Source organism: Limnospira sp., from assembly GCF_051859755.1.
Classification (GTDB): domain Bacteria; phylum Cyanobacteriota; class Cyanobacteriia; order Cyanobacteriales; family Microcoleaceae; genus Limnospira; species Limnospira fusiformis.
This window is the reverse complement of sequence record NZ_JBIMLI010000026.1, coordinates 14,266-32,943: the sequence shown is the minus strand read 5'-3', so window position 1 is coordinate 32,943 and position 18,678 is coordinate 14,266. Positions and strand designations below refer to the sequence as shown.

Annotated in this window: 13 protein-coding genes and 1 riboswitch; of the genes, 10 read left to right on the top strand and 3 right to left on the bottom strand. The window is 44.5% G+C overall.

Annotated elements, in window-relative coordinates; all coding sequences use genetic code 11:
- Nucleotides 1-11 precede the first annotated feature (11 nt).
- Nucleotides 12-103: riboswitch (Glutamine riboswitch) on the bottom strand.
- Between the two features lie 157 nt (nt 104-260).
- Nucleotides 261-383 (bottom strand): hypothetical protein, encoded by a 123-nt coding sequence (locus ACTIE0_RS25020; protein ID WP_035759729.1) that lies wholly within the window; start codon nt 381-383, stop codon nt 261-263.
- 86 nt (nt 384-469) lie between these two features.
- Here ACTIE0_RS25020 and ACTIE0_RS06980 point away from each other — a divergent pair, with 86 nt between their 5' ends.
- From ACTIE0_RS06980 to cheB, 10 genes are all read left to right on the top strand, one after another.
- Nucleotides 470-3,598, top strand: coding sequence for a UPF0182 family protein (locus ACTIE0_RS06980; RefSeq protein WP_006620450.1), 3,129 nt, complete (start codon nt 470-472; stop codon nt 3,596-3,598).
- Between the two features lie 414 nt (nt 3,599-4,012).
- Nucleotides 4,013-4,489: an NAD(P)H-quinone oxidoreductase subunit N gene (gene ndhN / locus ACTIE0_RS06975; protein ID WP_006669642.1), complete on the top strand. Its 477-nt coding sequence runs from the start codon at nt 4,013-4,015 to the stop codon at nt 4,487-4,489.
- 39 nt (nt 4,490-4,528) lie between these two features.
- On the top strand, nt 4,529-5,638 hold the full coding sequence (gene ldpA / locus ACTIE0_RS06970) for a circadian clock protein LdpA (RefSeq protein WP_006620452.1): 1,110 nt from the start codon (nt 4,529-4,531) through the stop codon (nt 5,636-5,638).
- A 67-nt stretch (nt 5,639-5,705) separates the two neighbouring features.
- Nucleotides 5,706-7,484, top strand: coding sequence for a R3H domain-containing nucleic acid-binding protein (locus tag ACTIE0_RS06965; RefSeq protein WP_006620453.1), 1,779 nt, complete (start codon nt 5,706-5,708; stop codon nt 7,482-7,484).
- Between the two features lie 180 nt (nt 7,485-7,664).
- Nucleotides 7,665-9,221 (top strand): CheR family methyltransferase, encoded by a 1,557-nt coding sequence (locus ACTIE0_RS06960; RefSeq protein ID WP_006620454.1) that lies wholly within the window; start codon nt 7,665-7,667, stop codon nt 9,219-9,221.
- Nucleotides 9,222-9,241: 20 nt separating this feature from the next.
- Nucleotides 9,242-10,381, top strand: a complete 1,140-nt coding sequence (locus tag ACTIE0_RS06955; protein ID WP_006669641.1) for a chemotaxis protein CheW — start codon at nt 9,242-9,244, stop codon at nt 10,379-10,381.
- Nucleotides 10,382-10,548: 167 nt separating this feature from the next.
- A complete protein-coding gene (locus ACTIE0_RS06950; RefSeq protein ID WP_006669640.1) occupies nt 10,549-12,003 on the top strand; it encodes a HAMP domain-containing methyl-accepting chemotaxis protein in 1,455 nt (484 codons plus the stop codon).
- An 89-nt stretch (nt 12,004-12,092) separates the two neighbouring features.
- The gene (locus ACTIE0_RS06945) at nt 12,093-13,499 is read left to right on the top strand and encodes a methyl-accepting chemotaxis protein (protein WP_006669639.1); all 1,407 of its coding nucleotides are present in this window, start codon (nt 12,093-12,095) and stop codon (nt 13,497-13,499) included.
- Nucleotides 13,500-13,527: 28 nt separating this feature from the next.
- On the top strand, nt 13,528-16,089 hold the full coding sequence (locus tag ACTIE0_RS06940; RefSeq protein ID WP_006669638.1) for a hybrid sensor histidine kinase/response regulator: 2,562 nt from the start codon (nt 13,528-13,530) through the stop codon (nt 16,087-16,089).
- A 95-nt stretch (nt 16,090-16,184) separates the two neighbouring features.
- Nucleotides 16,185-17,321, top strand: a complete 1,137-nt coding sequence (gene cheB / locus ACTIE0_RS06935; protein ID WP_006620459.1) for a chemotaxis-specific protein-glutamate methyltransferase CheB — start codon at nt 16,185-16,187, stop codon at nt 17,319-17,321.
- Here the strand turns inward: cheB and ACTIE0_RS06930 are convergent.
- Complete coding sequence (locus ACTIE0_RS06930) at nt 17,311-17,703, bottom strand: response regulator (protein WP_006620460.1); 393 nt, start codon at nt 17,701-17,703, stop codon at nt 17,311-17,313. The genes cheB and ACTIE0_RS06930 overlap by 11 nt on opposite strands.
- A 316-nt stretch (nt 17,704-18,019) precedes the next feature.
- Nucleotides 18,020-18,673 carry an HAD family hydrolase gene (locus tag ACTIE0_RS06925; RefSeq protein WP_006669637.1) on the bottom strand — a complete coding sequence of 218 codons (654 nt, stop codon included), beginning with the start codon at nt 18,671-18,673 and terminating at the stop codon, nt 18,020-18,022.
- Between the last annotated feature and the right edge of the window lie 5 nt (nt 18,674-18,678).

The following is an 18,678-nucleotide window of genomic DNA, read 5'->3' as shown; positions in this document are numbered from 1 at the left end:
AACTTTAGTGAGGCGCGTTCCTTCGGGATTACTCCCTACTTCCGTCTCCCCTCCTCTGAACATTAGGGCTAGAAAACCCTTAGAGCGAAAAGAGATGAACGATTTGTTTTTGTTTCTGTATCTATTGTTACCGTTTCCCAAATAAATGTCAAGGGTCTATGGGATTTCTTTAGAAAATTTTAACAATTTTGCTAAATACCCCAAAAGGGGTAGAGACAAGGCTGGCCTTGTCTCGGAGGGGTTTGAGAGGTGGTGGGTTCCTAATGAGCGGAACCGTTACCATGATAGTCGTCGCTGTCGTAGAAGCCGTTTTGTGTCCCGAAGAATATGCAGGCGATGCTAAATACCACGGTTAACCCGACTAAAATTAACTTGATATCCATATTTGGGGTATCCCTCCCGATAAATTGACTAACCATTGGGATTGTAAACGCTTCTGAGTGAGAGCGTCCATACATTAGGGCCAATTATGGCTGGGGCCGAAACTTCTACCCATGGTCAATACCATCAAAAGCGATCGCCTGACACGCGATCGACTCCAGACGCTAAAATGGTCAAAGGGCGTAAATCTAACCTACTCAATGCCATGATATCCAAAAACTGGGTCCTAAAAGCGCTTCTGTTTCTGTTCGGCGCATGGTTGATATTTGATATGATCACCTGGGTGATCGCCGAATACCTATGGTTTGATGAAGTTGGCTATTTATCCGTATTCAGGCGACGACTGCTAACCCAAGTAGGATTATGGGTCCTAGGGGTGGGTTTGAGTGCAGCCTTTCTGTTCTTCAATTTGGCTATTGCTGACAAATTTCGCTATCAATCCGCCATTAAATCTTACCACCGATTTGAGGATGCCCTATTTTCACCGCCTCCCCCTAGCCGACCCCCAGCCTTAAATTTGCCATGGCTATCTTTTCTGGTAATTGGGCCAACTATGTTCATGGTGGTGATGACACTCCACTATGGCTATGAGTTTATTACAGATTTCAACATCAGCCTAGAGCAGGATTTGGTTGTTCCCTTGCTACCCCGTCGGTTTGATTTTGCCGTCATTTGGGAAATGATGACTCAGCAACCTATCCAATGGTGGCAAATTGCCATTAGTGTGGTTATGACTATGGTAGTTATCATTAAACCACAGCTTTCTCTAAGTGCGATCGCTGTATTTTTTAGCCTCGGTTTTGGTTGGGTTCTCTCTAGTCACTGGATTAATGTACTGGGATTTTTCTACCCCACCGATTTTCAGATTACAGAAGGTCTCTTTAACAAAGATATTAGTTTTTATATTTTTATCATCTCCGCCATTGACTTGGTAGAATTTTGGCTATTCGGTTTATTTCTCTTGGCTTTAATTTCCTGCTCCCTGATTTATCTACTTTCCGGTGATAGCTTTAATCAAGGCAAATTTCCCGGATTTTCTCGTTTTCAGCAGCGCCACTTACATGGGTTGGCTGGTGTGTTCATGCTATGTATGGCTCTGCGATATTGGTTAAATCGATATGAGTTATTATATTCCGAGCGAGGGGTCGTATTTGGGGCTGGCTATACTGATGCCAATGTGGCTGAACCCGCCTATTACTTGATGTTTTTCATTAGTATATTATTCGCGCTGTTCTTGTTCTGGCAGGCTTTCTTTTCCGTAGAAGTAATTAAACCTTATGTCGAGTTTTGCTTAAAAAAAATGGGTTTGCGTCGTCCGCGATCGCAACCAAAACGCTATGCCAAATTATTCGCGGATAGCTATTCTTTGAGGGCGATTTTATCTGTATATATTTTGATGGGATTTTCGGCCAATGTGGCGTTGCCAGAAATGGTGCAAAGGGTCATAGTTCAGCCTAACGAATTAGAGCGAGAATTGCCATATATTGAACGCAATATTCAATTTACCCAACAGGGTTTTCATCTTGATAATATTGATATTCAAACCTTTGACCCAGACGCTCAACTAACCCTCGCTGACCTAGAAAGCAATTCTCTCACCATTGATAATATTCGGCTGTGGGACCAGCGACCCCTATTACAAACTAATCGTCAACTCCAGCAAATTCGACCTTATTATGAATTTCTTGATGCTGCTATTGACCGCTATACTTTGCTGAAACCAGAAGAGGAACAAACACCAGATAATCGTACTCAAAAACAACAGGTGATTATTGCAGGACGGGAATTAGACTATCAGTTAGTTCCCGAAAAAGCGCAAACTTGGATTAATGAACACCTTGTCTATACCCACGGTTATGGATTTACCCTATCTCCAGTTAACAAAGTAGCGGAAGGAGGACTACCTAAATATTTTATCAAAAATATCGGCCCTGCGCCTCGGTTTAACCCAGATACTACCCTAGAAGTCGATCCTCGCGTTGAAGATAGTATCCCTATCGGAAAGCCTCGCATTTATTACGGTCAACTCACTAATACCAATGTGATGACTGGTACTAGAGTTTTGGAATTTGACTTTCCCTCCGGTGATGAAAATGTCTATAATACCTATAGCGGTGATGGGGGTATTCCGATTAATTCCCTATGGCGGCGGTTACTTTTTGCTAAGTATTTAAAAAACTGGCAAATGATTTTTACCCGGAATTTTTTGCCGGAAACTAAAGTGCTATTTCGTCGTCAAATTCAACAGCGAGTTAAAGCGATCGCTCCCTTTTTACGGTATGATAAAAATCCCTATTTGGTAGCCGCAGATAGCAGTTTAGGGCAAGATGTGGTTCCCGAAAATGCACAGGAGGGTAAATATCTCTATTGGATTTTAGATGCTTACACCACCAGCAGTCGCTACCCCTATTCTGACCCGGAAGATGGCGAATTTAACTATATTCGCAACTCAGTTAAAGTCGTAATTGATGCCTATAATGGCTCCATTAAATTCTACTATCTCAGTGAACCCAGAGACCCGCTTTTAATCACTTTACGCAATATTTTCCCCGATTTATTTGAACCTATCGAAAATATGCCCAAATCTTTGTATGAGCATATTCGATACCCCCAAGATTTATTTACAGTCCAATCAGAACGCCTATTAACTTACCACATGCAGGATGCTAGGGTGTTCTATAACCGGGAAGATGTCTGGCGCATTCCCACCGAAATTTATGGCGGTCAAACTCAACGGGTCGCGCCTTATTATTTGATTATGAAACTACCCACCGAAGCCATGGCGGAGTTTATTCTATTGCAGCCATTTACTCCCGCCAGTCGCCTCAATTTAATTGCTTGGTTAGCGGCGCGATCGGACTCCCCCCAATATGGTAAACTATTATTATATCAGTTTCCTAAGCAGCGATTAGTATTTGGACCCGAACAGGTGGAGGCACTAATCAACCAAGAACCCCGAATATCTGAGCAAATCTCACTGTGGAATCGTCAAGGTTCACGGGTACTTCAGGGTAATTTATTAGTAATTCCCATTGAACAGTCTTTGTTGTATGTAGAACCAATTTATCTCGAGGCGACTGATAACAGTTTACCTACTCTAGTCAGGGTTATTGTGGCTTATGAAAACCGCATTGTCATGCGTCCTACTTTAGATGAATCTCTGCAAGCTGTCTTTGATGCTGACCCCATCGAACCCGCCATTATAGTTCCCAATTAACAATGAATAATTAACAATGAATAATTAACAATGAATACAGCTTCAGAAATCGTGCTATTACCCTCACCCTAAATCCCTCTCCCAGGGGGGAGAGGGACTTTGACAGCCTATGGCATGATTACTCAAAAGGCTGTAATGAATCATCAATTTCTAGGTGGGGAGGCGAGGTTGATAATTAGCAGTTATTAATTATTAATTATTAATTTCCGGGGCGAGGTTGATAATTAGCAGTTATTAATTATTAATTATTAATTATTAATTATTAATTATTAATTATTAATTATTAATTTCCGGGGCGAGGTTATAGAAGAACCCGCCCCTAGAATTATCAATTGTGTGGCCGGAAGGTTGCCCGATCGCCTAAATCTGGTAAATTTAAGGTAACAGTTGAGCAAACAGACGGTAATTGAACCTATGGCACTGATTACAACCGGTGGGAAACTAATTCGAGATTTGGAGTCGGAAGGAGCTTTAGCGCTCTATGTTCCGTTGGAGGGAGGATTTGAGGGACGTTACCGCCGCCGTCTCAGGATAGCTGGTTATACTACCTATAGCCTATCAGCCAGGGGATTGGGTGACTTGGCGGCGTACTTGTTGGGGGTTCATGGTGTCCGACCGCCTCACCTAGGTAAAAAAAGCAGTGGTAATGATGCGGCGGTGGGAGATATTTATTATCTTCCTCCGGTGGTCAACTATCAGTTAGAGAATCTGCCCCCTAACTCCAAGGGATTAGTATTATGGATCATAGAAGGGCATATTTTGTCAAGCCAAGAGGTCGATTTTCTCAGTCGCCTACCGAGTATTGAACCTCGGGTTAAAATTGCCATAGAGATGGGAGGCGATCGCCAATTTAGCTGGAAACCTTTAAAAAATGCGATCGCCGTTGCCTAAGCGCCAACCATTTCCCGCATCCATGTAAACATAGAAAATGTGATCACTACTGATTCCCCTCTAACATCACTGAAAACAGGTCGCTGGTTCAAACTCATTTGTGGAGCCAGTTACCAGCACCTGCCATCAGTGCGCCATTTGGCCCTAGCTTATACCCTAGCGGGGGCGGACTGCATTGATGTGGCGGCGGACCCAGCCGTGATCAAGGCTACCCTGGAAGCGATCGCATTATGTGCTGATTTAGGAAATCAGGCTCGCCGCCGAGGTTTTGGCTATCGAGGGAGACCGTGGTTAATGGTCAGCCTCAACGACGGAGAAGATCCCCATTTTCGGAAAGCTGAATTTGAAGCCACAGCCTGTCCCAGCCATTGTCCCCGTCCCTGTGAAAGCATTTGTCCGGCGGGGGCGATCGCTTTTAGCGACCTACAAGCTGGGGTTATAGATGAACTATGCTATGGCTGTGGTCGGTGTATTCCCGTTTGTCCATCAAATTTGATCCGCGCTCGGTCCTATGTATTTACCCCAGAAGCCGTCGCGCCGCTGATATTTCAAACCGGAGTTGATGCCATCGAAATCCACACCCAAAGCGATCGCGAAGCCGACTTCCGTCGCCTGTGGAATCATATTCAGCCTTGGATACACCAACTCAAAGCGATCGCCATTAGCTGTCCCAACAGCCCCGACCTAATCGATTATTTGTGGAGTCTGCACCAGCTAATCACTCCCCTACCGTCAACAACCGCCTTAATTTGGCAAACCGACGGTAGACCCATGAGTGGCGACATAGGTAGTGGCACCACCAGAGCCAGCATTCAACTGAGCCAAAAGGTGTTATCCGCCCAACTACCAGGATATGTGCAACTAGCAGGAGGCACAAATGATTATACTGTAGCCAAGCTGCGATCGCTAAAACTTCTCCCCGATGAGGGAACCGAGAAAAACTCCACTTCCCCAAAAGTCGCCGGAGTCGCCTATGGTAGCTATGCTCGCACCTTACTTTCCCCCATTTGGGAATCCCTAGAATCTCCTAATCAGGAATCTGACCCCCTAGAAATGTCAAAAATCACTCAATTAGAAACCCAAGCAGACCTACTATGGAAAGCCGTTAACCTAGCAAGTTCCCTAGTTGCCCAAATCAAAGGATTTTGAGGTTTCCTGCCTCCAAATCCCTCAACCAGTTCTCACCCTATTGATTGAACACTTCAACCTGAGAAGTATGCAGATCACAGACGACCTTAACAGATTGCTTGATATTGTTCCCCCAACAGTCCGAAAAAACCTGATCAACCACCCAGAACGCGAATGTTTGATTGAAATAGTTATGGATTTGGGTCGTCTCCCAGAGGCTCGTTTTCCCAGCAATGCCGAATACCTATCCCAACAGCCTGTTACCTGGGATGACTTGGGCCATTGCATATCCCGCATTGGTGAGTTTAGCGGTGACAACCGAGCCGGTATTGAAAAAACCCTACACCGGATTAGTGCCATTCGCAACCGCACCGGGAAAATTATCGGCTTAACCTGTCGAGTTGGTCGCGCCGTATTTGGCAAAATCGGCATGATCCGAGACTTGGTAGAAACCGGAGGCTCAATTTTGATGCTAGGTCGTCCTGGTGTCGGCAAAACTACTGCCCTGCGAGAAATTGCCCGCGTCCTAGCTGATGAACTCCATAAACGGGTCGTAATTATCGATACATCTAACGAAATTGCCGGGGATGGAGATATTCCGCACCCCGCCATTGGACGAGCCAGACGTATGCAGGTAGCCAGTCCAGAACTGCAACATCAGGTCATGATCGAGGCGGTGGAAAACCATATGCCCGAAGTGATTGTCATTGACGAAATAGGCACAGAATTGGAAGCCCTCGCCGCCCGCACAATTTCCGAGCGGGGTGTGCAATTAATCGGAACCGCCCACGGTAACCGCATTGAAAACCTGATGAAGAACCCCACTTTAGCAGATCTGATTGGCGGAATTCAAGCCGTCACTCTGGGAGATGATGAAGCACGGCGGCGGGGTTCTCAAAAAACCGTTTTGGAACGTAAGGCTCCCCCAACTTTTGATATTGCCATAGAAATGTTGGAACGGGAACGTTGGGTTGTCCATGAGTCGGTATCAACTACTGTTGATGGTTTGCTGCGGGGAATGCAGCCGACTTTACAGGTCAGACAAATGAACGATCGCGGTGAAGTCACTGTTACCCAAGAACGTTATAGCACCCCCGCCGCTCGGAATGCGGTGCCAGCAGGAGCATCTACTGGTTCATCCCGACCCTTACCCCCTTTGTCTGCACCGGGTTTGGGGGGTCTGCGGGCTTCCGGGAAAATGATGCCACTTCCCACTAGCACTACTGTTCGCGAAGGGTCTGCGCCGGAAAATAAACCCGCCACCCAGGAATTTGAACAGTTGCTGAATGCCTCCTTTGATAGTCAAGGATTGGGGGATGACAATGGTTTGGATCTGGGGGATAATGGATTTAATGAGGATGATTTGCCTCTGCATATCTATCCCTATGCGATCGCTCGCTATCAGATAGATCAGGTGATTCGCACTCTGATGTTGCCTGTGGTGGTGACTAAGGATATTGACAGTGCTGATGTCGTCTTGGCTTTGCGATCGCATATTCGCAATCAGTCCAAGCTGCGACAAATGGCAAAAAATCGCCATATACCCATTCACACCGTTAAATCTGGCAGTCCCCCTCAGATTGCTAAGGCTCTGCATCGGTTACTACACAGGTCAGATCCTAGCACTCCAGAAGTTCCTGATCTGACTCTGTTTGCTTCCGGGAATTCCTCTGATGAACTCGAAGCCTTAGAGGAAGCCAGACTAGCAGTAGAGGAAATTGTCATTCCCAAGGGTCAACCTGTGGAACTTTTACCTCGTTCCCCAAAAGTGCGAAAAATGCAGCATGAACTGGTCGAACACTATCGCCTGAAATCTAACAGTTTCGGCGAGGAACCCAACCGCCGGATCAGGATTTATCCAGCATAGCAAACACATCACAACTATAGAGGCAGCCTGTTCGGGTTGCCTCCGTTTACAATAGATAATTAAAATATAACTATTTTCCCTTTCAACTTTAGCAAGTTTAAGGAAAAATTAATTCACTCTCTACTGTTCCCTCTTGCCTTTGATAGTGTTGTTTGGGCAAATAACTTAACTTAATGGTCAATGATTCAACAGCTTATTCAACTAATTGCTACCATGACTGGGCTACATATTCGACCCCAGGATTATGGGACTTTCTCCCAAAAAATTTGGCGACGGGTTCAGCAACTACATCTTTCTAGTTTGAATGAATACTATAATTTGCTCACCGCCGCCAATACCGAGAGTCAAACCGAATGGTCGGAATTGATGCCTTTGTTGACCACCACGGAAACCTACTTTTTTCGCGATCGCGGTCAGTTTAAGTTATTGCGTGAGGTCATACTACCCGAGTTGATCGCCGCCCGAAAATCCTCTAAAACTCTGCGTTTGTGGAGTGCTGGATGTTCTACCGGGGAAGAAGCCTACTCTTTAGCTATTTTAGTGCAACAGTTGCTCCCAGACTGGTCAAATTGGTTAATTGAGATTACCGGAACTGATGTTAATGAAGTCGCCCTACAACGCGCTAGAGATGGCGTATATAGCCATTGGTCTTTTCGCATGGTTGACCCCGAGGTGCAACGTCAATATTTCTATCCCCAAGGACAGAATTGGTTAGTTAATCCCGCCGCTAAAAGTTTGGTTAGGTTCCTGAAACTTAACTTGGTGAGTGATAATTGTACCAATGCGATCGCCAGTCTTGGTAAAATCGATTTAATTTTATGTAGAAATGTTTTTGTTTATTTCGAGAAACCCTATATTGTACAGGTTCTGAGAAAATTCTATCAGGTACTTAGGCCCGGTGGGTATCTGATGACAGCCCATGCAGAAATTCAGGGATTATTACTTGATGAGTTTAAAGCCTGCATTTTTCCAGAGTCCGTGATTTATCAACGGGAAAAACCTCCCCAAAATCTCTCTGTATCCTCCCCCAATGTCTCCCTAAACCATCGCCAGCCTTTATCCCCGTTGCTAAATCGAGCCTATTATCACCCCAATGGTAGCCGTTTACCATCCCCTTCTCAACCTCCCGCCAATCACGGTCAACAGAAACAAGGTAATCTCTCGACTTTATCGATTGTACCGCCACCCATTTCCGCGATACCCACTGCATCAGAACAGGCGATCGCCATTAGTCAAAGCCTCGAAGAAGCCAAAAAGCTCATCAACCAAAAAGCCTATAATGAAGCCCTCAAAAAAGTTCAAGAATTTGTCGCTAACCATCCCCAAAATTTTGATGCTCATTATTTAATGGCGAAAATTTATGCCAATAGCGGACAGCATGATCAGGCAATTTTACATTGTCAAAAAGCCTTGGAAATTCAGTCATTGTCCATTGAACCTTATTATATTTTGTTGCACATTGCCCAGGAGCAAGGGGACTTACAAAACGCTAAAATTTTCTCCAAAAGAATCATCTATTTATCCGATGTTTCTGCTTCGTCAATTTGCGCTCATCTCGAATTAGCAACTGTCCACGAAAGGGAAGGAAATTTACCCCAAGCCAAAAAACTGTACTTAACTGCATTATCCCTGTTAAATACAGTTCCTGCTCATCTTCCTGTACCCTATTTAGGGGAAATTTTAGGAGGAGACTTAAAGGCTTATCTCCAACAAAAATTAAATCTGATTTTGTATTAATAAATAAGGCACTGAAAATTATGGAAACTAAACCTTATCTGATGTTTAAGTTGGGAGGATTGAATTATGGCGTAGATGGCTTCTTAGTTCAAGAGATTTTCTCCTTACCTGAACTCACCCCCATTGTCGAAGCAGCCCCCGAATTAGTAGGTATTCTGAATTTACGCAGTGAACTATTATCAATCATTGACTTAAATATTCATTTTGGACTTGCATATAGTCAAAATCCTTATGCAATTGATGATATTATTATTGTCCTACAGTTAGGTGATGAAAAGTTGGGAATTTTGGTGAATGAAGTGTGCGAAGTGCAGATGATTTCCTCCGAGGATATAACCAGTAAGATTCCCTATAGTATGATGGTAGAAATACCAAGTTACCATAGTTCCGGCTCTCATCATCATGCGATCGCTGGATATGCCGAAATTGAAGACCAGATTATTATGATCATAAATCCCGAATCTTTACGGGATCATATTATATCTGATAGTCCCGAAATTATCTCCGATCGCAGTAATTCTCATCGAGATAGTTTAGGGAGTGAAACTCATCGAGATGACCATGATTATCCAGTCCCCAAAAACCGTAAAATTCCCGCTTTCTGTCCTGACGCAACACCAGAAGAAAGGCAGATTTTTCGGGAACGTGCCGAGAATTTGAGGCGCAAGACCGAGAAAGATGAATTGTCCGGGTTAATGTCCTTGGCTGTCATTGGTTTAAACGGTGAATACTTTGGCGTAAATCTCTCGATTATTCGGGAATTTACCGATATTCATAATGTTACCCCTATTCCTTGCACGCCCCCTCATATCGTCGGTAATATGAACCTGCGGGGTGAAATTGTCACCTTGGTTGATATTAGGGGAATTTTGGGTCTACCAATGGATATTAACGGTAATTCTCAAAAAGCCGCGATCGTCCAAGTTGGTGAAGTAGTCGCCGGAATTATTGTTAATGATATTTTTGATGTCACCTATCTAAACCCCTCCGCTATTAAGCTAGTTCCCGCCGCTGTTCATTCTACCCAAGATGAATATTTACGAGGGACAGCAATTTATCGCGATCGCCAAAATCCCCAAGCACAAAACCGGATGATGAGTTTATTAGACCTCGAAAAAATCCTAGTCCAAGAAACCCTGGTAGTTAATGAAGAAATATAAACCAATTGTTAACTAATTATAAAAACTCTATCGTTTGGCATATTCCCGCGTAAAATAGTAGTGATAATCAGAGTTTAGCTATTTTTTCAGATTAGCCACAGTTGCCGACCCTCCGACCCTCGACCATTTATAGACAGCAATGCCAATGATAGCCTATTTTTACTAACATGATGCAAAGATTAACCACCAAACTTTACTGCGGTTTCTTCCTGATACCCGCCACAGTCATCCTAGCTATAAGTAGCTATTCGGTTTTTTCATTCTGGCGCATCGATTCGCGCATTGGCACTATCTATGATGATCGGGTTATACCCCTTCAGCAAATCAAAAATATCTCCGATGCCTATGCTATTCAGATAATTGATGCCGTCAATAAAGCCAATAGTGGCTTAATCAGCACCAATGCAGCCTTAAACACTGTTAATCGTTCCATAGAAACAATTAGCACTAACTGGGAAAGTTATAAAAACACCGAATTAACACCCGAAGAAAAAGCGATCGCTAACGACATAGAGCGATTATTTCTTCCTGCCCAGAATCGCATTAGCGAACTGCAACAAGTTCTACAAAGAGGCAATATAGAGGAATTAGCCGCCTTTGACGGACAATTATATGATGTCATAGACCCCCTCACCGCCAGACTTCAGGAGTTAATTGATTTACAACTGCAGGTAGCCTCAATCGAAAGGGAGAAAGCTCGCGCCGTATTAAATGAAACCCTGTTATTATTTGGATTATTAATCTTACTTTCCATAGTAATCGCCTCTCCCCTAGGTTACTTTTTAAGCCAATCTATTGCTAACACCTTTAAACAAACCATTAAAGCTATTTCCGAGAGTTCCACAGAAATTGCTGTCGCCACAGAACAACATGAACGCATTGCTACAGAACAAGCAGCAGCCGTTAGCGAAACCACCTCCACCATGGATGAATTAGGAGCCTCCTCCGAAGCCGCTACCCAACAAGCAGAAGCCGCCGTCACCGGAGCGAAAAAGGCTTTATCCCTGTCCGAAAGTGGTCAAACTGCAGTTAATAGCACCTTAGAAGGGATGGCAACCCTCCAAGATAAAGTAGAGGGAATAGCCCAACAAATTCTCCGCCTCAGTGAACAGACCAATCAAATTGGTAACATCTCCCAATTAGTCGCTGATTTGGCTAATCAAACTAATATGTTAGCCCTAAATGCCGCTGTTGAAGCAGTACGAGCCGGAGAACATGGTCGCGGTTTTGGGGTAGTTGCCACCGAAATCCGCAAACTGGCTGATGAGAGTCAGAAATCCGCCCAAAAAATCGGTACTTTAGTTTCCGATATTCAGACCGCGATTAATTCCACCGTGATGGTCACAGAAGAGGGAACTAAAACAGTTCGCTCCAATGTTGATGTCGCCCAAAAAACTGCCGAAGCCTTTTTAGGTGTCAAAGAAGCAGTAAATGATGTAGTTGTGAATAATCAACAAATATCTCTGAATATTAAGCAACAAACCCTCGCCATTAATCAGGTTTTGGAAGCCATGAATTCCCTAAAGCAGGGAGCCAACGAAACCGCCAATGGTATCGGACAAACCAAAAAAGGCATGGAACAGCTAAAACATATAGCTGATGAGCTGGAGTCCATTATTTAGGGATAATTTGAATATTCATAAACCGGGGATATTCAGACAGTAAATTTAGCGGATTGACGATTATTTAACATTTTTAGGAGTTACGAAAAATGCTGATGTTTAAAAAGTTAAGATACTGGATTGTGGGAGGATATACTATTCCCATATTGCTGATGATTGCTAGTGCCACGGTGGTTTCTGTTAACGTCGGTCGGGTGCAAAGCGAAGCCCAGCAACTAAATGTATCTCGTCAAATAGCTGAAGATATTGCTGAGATATCCTGGAATCTTCAGGCTATGTCCAGAACCCTGAGAGGCTATTTGATTGCCAACAATCCTACATCTATAAATAGCTGGAATCAAGCCAAAAATGATGCTAATCAAATCATAGGTTCGTTAACAGAAACTATGACTGATGAAAATCAACTTAAAACCATGGAGGAAATTCGGAAACAGTATGATGATTTAGTCGAATTTCACGAGGGTCTAATCCAAATAGTAGGGGCTGGTGACATAGAAGCAGCTCGTCAAACCTGGATAGCAAATGGCATAGGGATCAGAGTTGCTGAGGATACTGCTAAGTTAATTGATCAGATGAAGAGTCGGGAAGCGGAACTGGTAAATATGCGAGTAGCCAGCCAAAGCCAAGCTCTGAATAATCTGTTATCATCTGTGTGGGTTAGTATTGGTCTAGCGGTGATAGTTTCGATTATTTTAGGAAGTTGGATTATCACTACTATTGTTCAGAAAATTACCCAAGAAGCCAATAACATCGCCCTAGCAGCTACGGAGATTGCTACTACTATTGAAGAACAGGAAAGGGTGGCTGTTCAACAGGCTGCTTCTGTGAATGAAACTAGCACGAGTATGGATGAGTTGGGGGCTTCCTCCCGTCAGTGTTCTGAACAGGCTTCTGCTGCGTCTTCGGGAGCGCGTCAGGTGCTGGCTTTGGCGGGAAGTAATCGCCAAGAAGATACATTAGATGGTAGTCCGAGTTTGCGGGAAAAAATGTCACAGGTTCAGGCTCAAATCCTGCGTTTGAGTGAAAACCTCAGCCAGATATATAATATTACTAATTTGGTTAGTGATTTAGCTAATCAAACTAATATGCTGGCTTTGAATGCTTCGGTGGAAGCGGTCAGAGCAGGGGAACATGGTAAAGGTTTCGGGGTGGTGGCTAGTGAAATCCGCAAATTAGCTGATCAAAGTCGCAAGTCGGCGGAAAAAATTGGCTCTCTAATTGCTGATATTCAAAATTCGGCTAATTCTACTGTGATAGTAACGGAAGAGGGGACGAAGGCTGTGGAAAAAATTATCGTTTCTATCAATGATGTGGCGGTGAATATTCAACAAATTTCTCTGAATACTAAACAACAGGCGATGGCGGTAGAGCAGGTGATTGATGCGATGAATAGCCTAAATACTGCGGCGCAAGAAACAGCGAACGGTTTGGCTCAAAGTCGAGCAGGTACTGAGCAACTTAATAATACCGCCCAGGGCTTAAAAAATCTGGTTTAGCAAGAGTTTATGGCTAGGAGAAATTACCATGATTGAAGATGACGAATTGCGGGAAGTCTTTAAAATTGCCAGTGAGGAACATTTACAAAAACTTGATGATGGTTTTCTGTACCTAGAACAAAACCCTCACGATAAGGGGAAAATAGATGAACTGCTGCGGGAAGCTCACAGTTTGAAGGGAGATGCGGGAATGTTGGGGGTTAAGGATGTTTCTACCCTGGCTCACCAACTAGAACACCTGTTAGGGGCTATAAATAGGGGAGAGGATACGTTTTCCCATGAAATGAGCGATCGCATGGGTCAAGGACTTGATGCAATTCGGAAACTGGTGACAGAAGCTGTTACTGGGGAACCTTGCGGGGTTAACGCCTTTTATGTGTTAGCGAATTTAATGGGGGCGAAGCCAGAAGGGGAAACTACGCCACCCACAGAGACTCAGACGGCTGCTGTAGCTGATTCTGATGAGTCTGGGGATGAGAACCTGACAGCGCCAACAACCACGGAAGACGAGGAGGAAGAGGCGGAAACTATCCCAGAGACCGAAGAAACACCAGCCCCGCTAGATGGTTTCAGGAAGGATGAGCAAACCCCAGAGAACCCGGAACAAGGGGCTAGTCCAATTATTGAAGTAGAAAATCCAGCCCCTGCTAGTCGAGCAGTTGTCCCTAGTTCGACCTATAAAATTGAGACAATTCGGGTAGCGACACGAAACCTGGATGCTCTGATGACTCAAACGGGAGAGTTGACGGTAACTAAAATTCGCATTGCCCATAGGTTAGCAGAAATTGAGGAAATTACCAACCTATTGGAAGAATGGAGTCGGGATGCTTTTATCAATAGATTTGCTCTCCATGACCTGGAAGCTAAGGAGGGTTTATCTAATGGTAAGGGTACGATGGGACAATTACAAAGTTACCACCAAAGAACAGGCGATCGCTTAGAGGTTCTTAGCACATTAGTCAATCAGCTAAGAACTTCCATCTATGAAGATATGGCTCGTCTGGATTTAATTTCTGACGAACTAGAAGAGGGAGTGCGTACCCTGCGACTGTTACCCCTATCGACGATATTTAACCTATTTCCGCGCATGGTGCGGGATTTAGCTAGGGAACAGAATAAACAGATAGAATTGGTAATTGAGGGCGGCGAAACTAGGGCGGATAAACGCATCCTAGAGGAGATGAAAGACCCCCTAATGCACATTTTGCGTAATGCTGTTGATCATGGCATAGAAACTCCCACGGAACGTCAAAAAAGGGCAAAACCACCCAAGGCGACTATCCGCCTACGGGGATATCAAACGGCTACCAGTGTGGTGATTGAGGTGAGCGATGATGGCCGAGGTTTAGATATTGAGCAAATTAAACAAACCGCCATTAAACGGGGAATTTGTCAGCCAGAAGAATTGGTGGGAATGACTATCCCACAAATTCAAGCGTTGATTTTTACTCCCGGTTTTTCTACCCGTAAATCGGTGACAGAGGTTTCGGGGCGGGGTGTGGGTATGGATGTGGTTAGGACTAATGTTGAACACCTCAAAGGGACGATTAACGTTGATTCGACCTCTGGAAGGGGATCTACTTTCCGCATTCAATTGGGAACTACCCTGGCTACAGCCCATGTGTTGATTGTGGCGGTTGATAGCATTTCCTATGCGATTCCTGTAGAGTATGTGCAAACTACCCTATTGGTGGATGATGCGGATATTTTTGCCATTGAGGGTCGAGATACGATTCTTTTTGATGACCAACCTGTGTCGGTGATGTGTTTAGTGGACTTGCTAGAATTGCAATCTAACCGTAATGCTATCAGGGGTTGGAATCACCAACGGAAGTCTCAGCGAGATGAGTCGGAACGAGAAACAACAGGGGATATGCTATCGGTAAGGCTGAGGGAAAATGTCAGACCCTGGGAAGCTAATCTGAGCCATGACCGAAATCAATCTCAACCATCGAAGGCTAGATCTTGTATAATTCTAAGGATGGGGGAAAATCGACTAGGCCTATTCGTTGACACGCTTATTGATGAACAAGATGTTGTCCTCAAGCCCCAAAGCCAACTACTGCGACGAGTAAGGAACGTTGCTGGGGCGACTATTTTGGGCACGGGGGAAGTGTGTATGGTGCTTAATCCCCAAGATATGATTCGCTCGGTGCGGAAAAATTGGAAATCCTCGGCTTCTATTAGTCTTTCTGATTCAGATGAGTTGGATTTAGAAAGCGATCGCCCATCTGTTATTCTATTAGTGGAGGACTCCATTGCTACTCGCACTCAAGAAAAGCGTATTTTGGAAGCAGCAGGTTATGAGGTGGTTACAGCAGTCGATGGACTAGACGGATTAAATAAACTCAAAACTCGCTCCTTTGATGCGGTAATCTCCGACATCCAAATGCCTAATTTAGATGGTTTGGGATTCACTGCCAAAATCCGCGAACATCAAGAATATAGCGAGTTACCAATTATCTTGGTGACATCTCTTGCTTCTGATGACGATAAACGCCGGGGTGCTGAAGCGGGAGCTAATGCCTACATCACTAAAGGCTCATTTAACCAGGATATCCTCCTGCAAACTCTCAGCCGATTAGTTTGACTGCATCCAACGGGGGATGAGCTCATTGGTCTGGCTGGCGGTCATATACTGTAACCGCTAGACCCACCCGGTATTTTAACACACGCAAAATCAACATGGCGATTCGAGTTTTGCTGGTGGAAGATTCCCCAGTTGCTCTGATTATTCTCAAACGCATTTTGGCTGAATGCAACGATATTCTGGTTGTGGGTACTGCTCGCAGCGGTTTGGAGGCTTTGTCTTTAATTCCTCAATTGCAGCCAGATGTGATTTGCACAGATTTACATATGCCTCACATGGATGGCCTGGAATTTACTGGAGAGGTGATGGCTAATTTCCCTAAGCCGATTCTGGTAATTAGTGCATCTGTCCAGGCTGAGGATACTTACAATGTTTTTCAACTTCTCAATGCGGGGGCGGTTGATGTTTTTCCTAAGCCGAAAACTGGGCTGGCTTCTGACTATCAGCAAGCGGGTAGGGAACTGATCCATAAAATTAGAGTTCTGGCTGGGGTTAAGGTGTTTACTAAGCATCGACGGGGGGCTACTGTTAAGGCGACTTCCCCGGCGGCGAGTCCATCCTATTCGGGGAGCAGAGTTAATAGTCCGGTGGCGGTTCCTACTCCTCAGAAAACTTCTTTTTCCCCTCAGAAAAAGACTTCACCCCATCGCTCTCAATCTGTTCGGGTGGTGGTGATTGGTGCCTCTACGGGAGGACCCCAGGCTCTCCATACCCTTCTGACTCAGTTTTCCCCTCAGCTCCCGGTTCCGATTATCTGTGTTCAACATATTAGTGAGGGGTTTTTGCAGGGATTGGTCAATTGGTTGAATTGTCAGTGTTCTATATCGGTTAAAATTGCTCAGGCAGGAGATTTGCCTCAACGGGGAAATGTCTATTTCGCCCCGGAGGGGAAACACCTGGAAATCGATCGCAATGGTCGGTTTTTGTATTCTTCTAGTCCGGCTTTGGGGGGACATCGACCTTCGGTGACCGCAACTATGAAGTCTGTGGCTAATTTCTACGGTAGTCACACTCTGGGAGTATTATTAACGGGTATGGGCCGCGATGGGGCTGAGGGAATGATGGAAATTACACAATGGGGCGGTATCACTATCGCTCAAAATGAGGAAAGCTGTGTGGTTTTTGGAATGCCCCGAGAAGCGATCGCTCTGGGGGCGGCGAGCCACATTCTCCCGGTAGAGGCGATCGCTCCCTTGATTTTAAATATGATTAATTTGGGCATCAAGTCTTAACGTTCAATACCGAATCAATTACCTCGCACAATTTCTGGGCATCAAAAGGCTTGGTTAGGTATTCTGTGGCCCCGGCTAGTCGCCCCTGCACTTTATCAAAGGCCCCGTCTCGGGCTGTTAGCATAATAATTGGCAATGCCTGAAATTGCGGGATACTCCGAATTGTCCGACATAGTTCTAATCCATCTATTCCTGGCATCGATACATCTAGCAGTAGCACGGAAACTTTGTTATGATATATAACTGATAAGGCATCGACGGCATTATCAGCCAGCAAAACGTTATAAGTATTAGATAGGGCTTGTTTGACTAGGCCCTGCATAACTGTACTGTCATCTACTGCTAGGACGGTTGCTTGTTGACTACTTTGATTAACAGACATTGATTATCTTTCCCTCCGTGACGCGGCTGGCCCCGACTCACGATTGAGCTATACTATTAGTTTATATCGTTGTGCTGTGTTTAAACTACCCCCCCCAGGCGATCGCTTACCTGGCAACTGTTAACTGTAATATTAAAAAAAAGTTAAATCTGAAAACTGCCCCCCCAAAAAAGGTTGACTATTGCTCACGATTTTGGTAACATCAAACTATAATATATTAAAAAATTAGATGTGTGCCTGATTTGGAATTTCGCCAATATCCCATTATGATAAAAGCATAAGTAAAGTCAAGCACAAAGTCAAGCATTATTTACAACTATTTACAATTGCCCAAATCCTGCCATAACTGGGGATTATTAAAATCCTCAATGACATAAGTTGCGCCGCAATTTTTTAAGATCTGGGGGTCATGGGTAGAGGCGACACCAATAGTAGTTATTCCAGCAGCAACGGCTGATCTAATCCCGGAGGTAGAATCCTCAAAAACGATAGCATCTTGAGGGGATATATTCAACTGTTGTAAACAGACCTGGTAAGGTTTCGGGTCAGGCTTACCCACCCCGACATCTTCAGAGACAATAACGGTCTGGAAATAATCAACCAAGTTTAAAACCTTCAGCATAAAGGCGGCATTTTCCCTAGGCGCATTAGTAACAATAGCAGTTTGCAGTTGCTGTTTTTGTATCCAAGCCAACAACTTGGTTAAACCGGGTAAAGGTTTTAAATTCCCGGCAATTTCACGAAATATAGCTTCTTTTTGGTCAGCCAAAATCTGCCCTTCTGCGGGGGAAAGTTGCGGGAGAATATCCCGGACAATATCAGGGTTTAAACGTCCGCTAATGTTAGCTTGATAAAAATCCGGGTTAATTTCCAGATCATAATTTTTGAGGACATCAACCCAAGTCTGATAATGAATAGGGTCGGTATTAGCCAGAGTCCCATCTAAGTCAAAAATAATCGCTTTCAGCATGATGT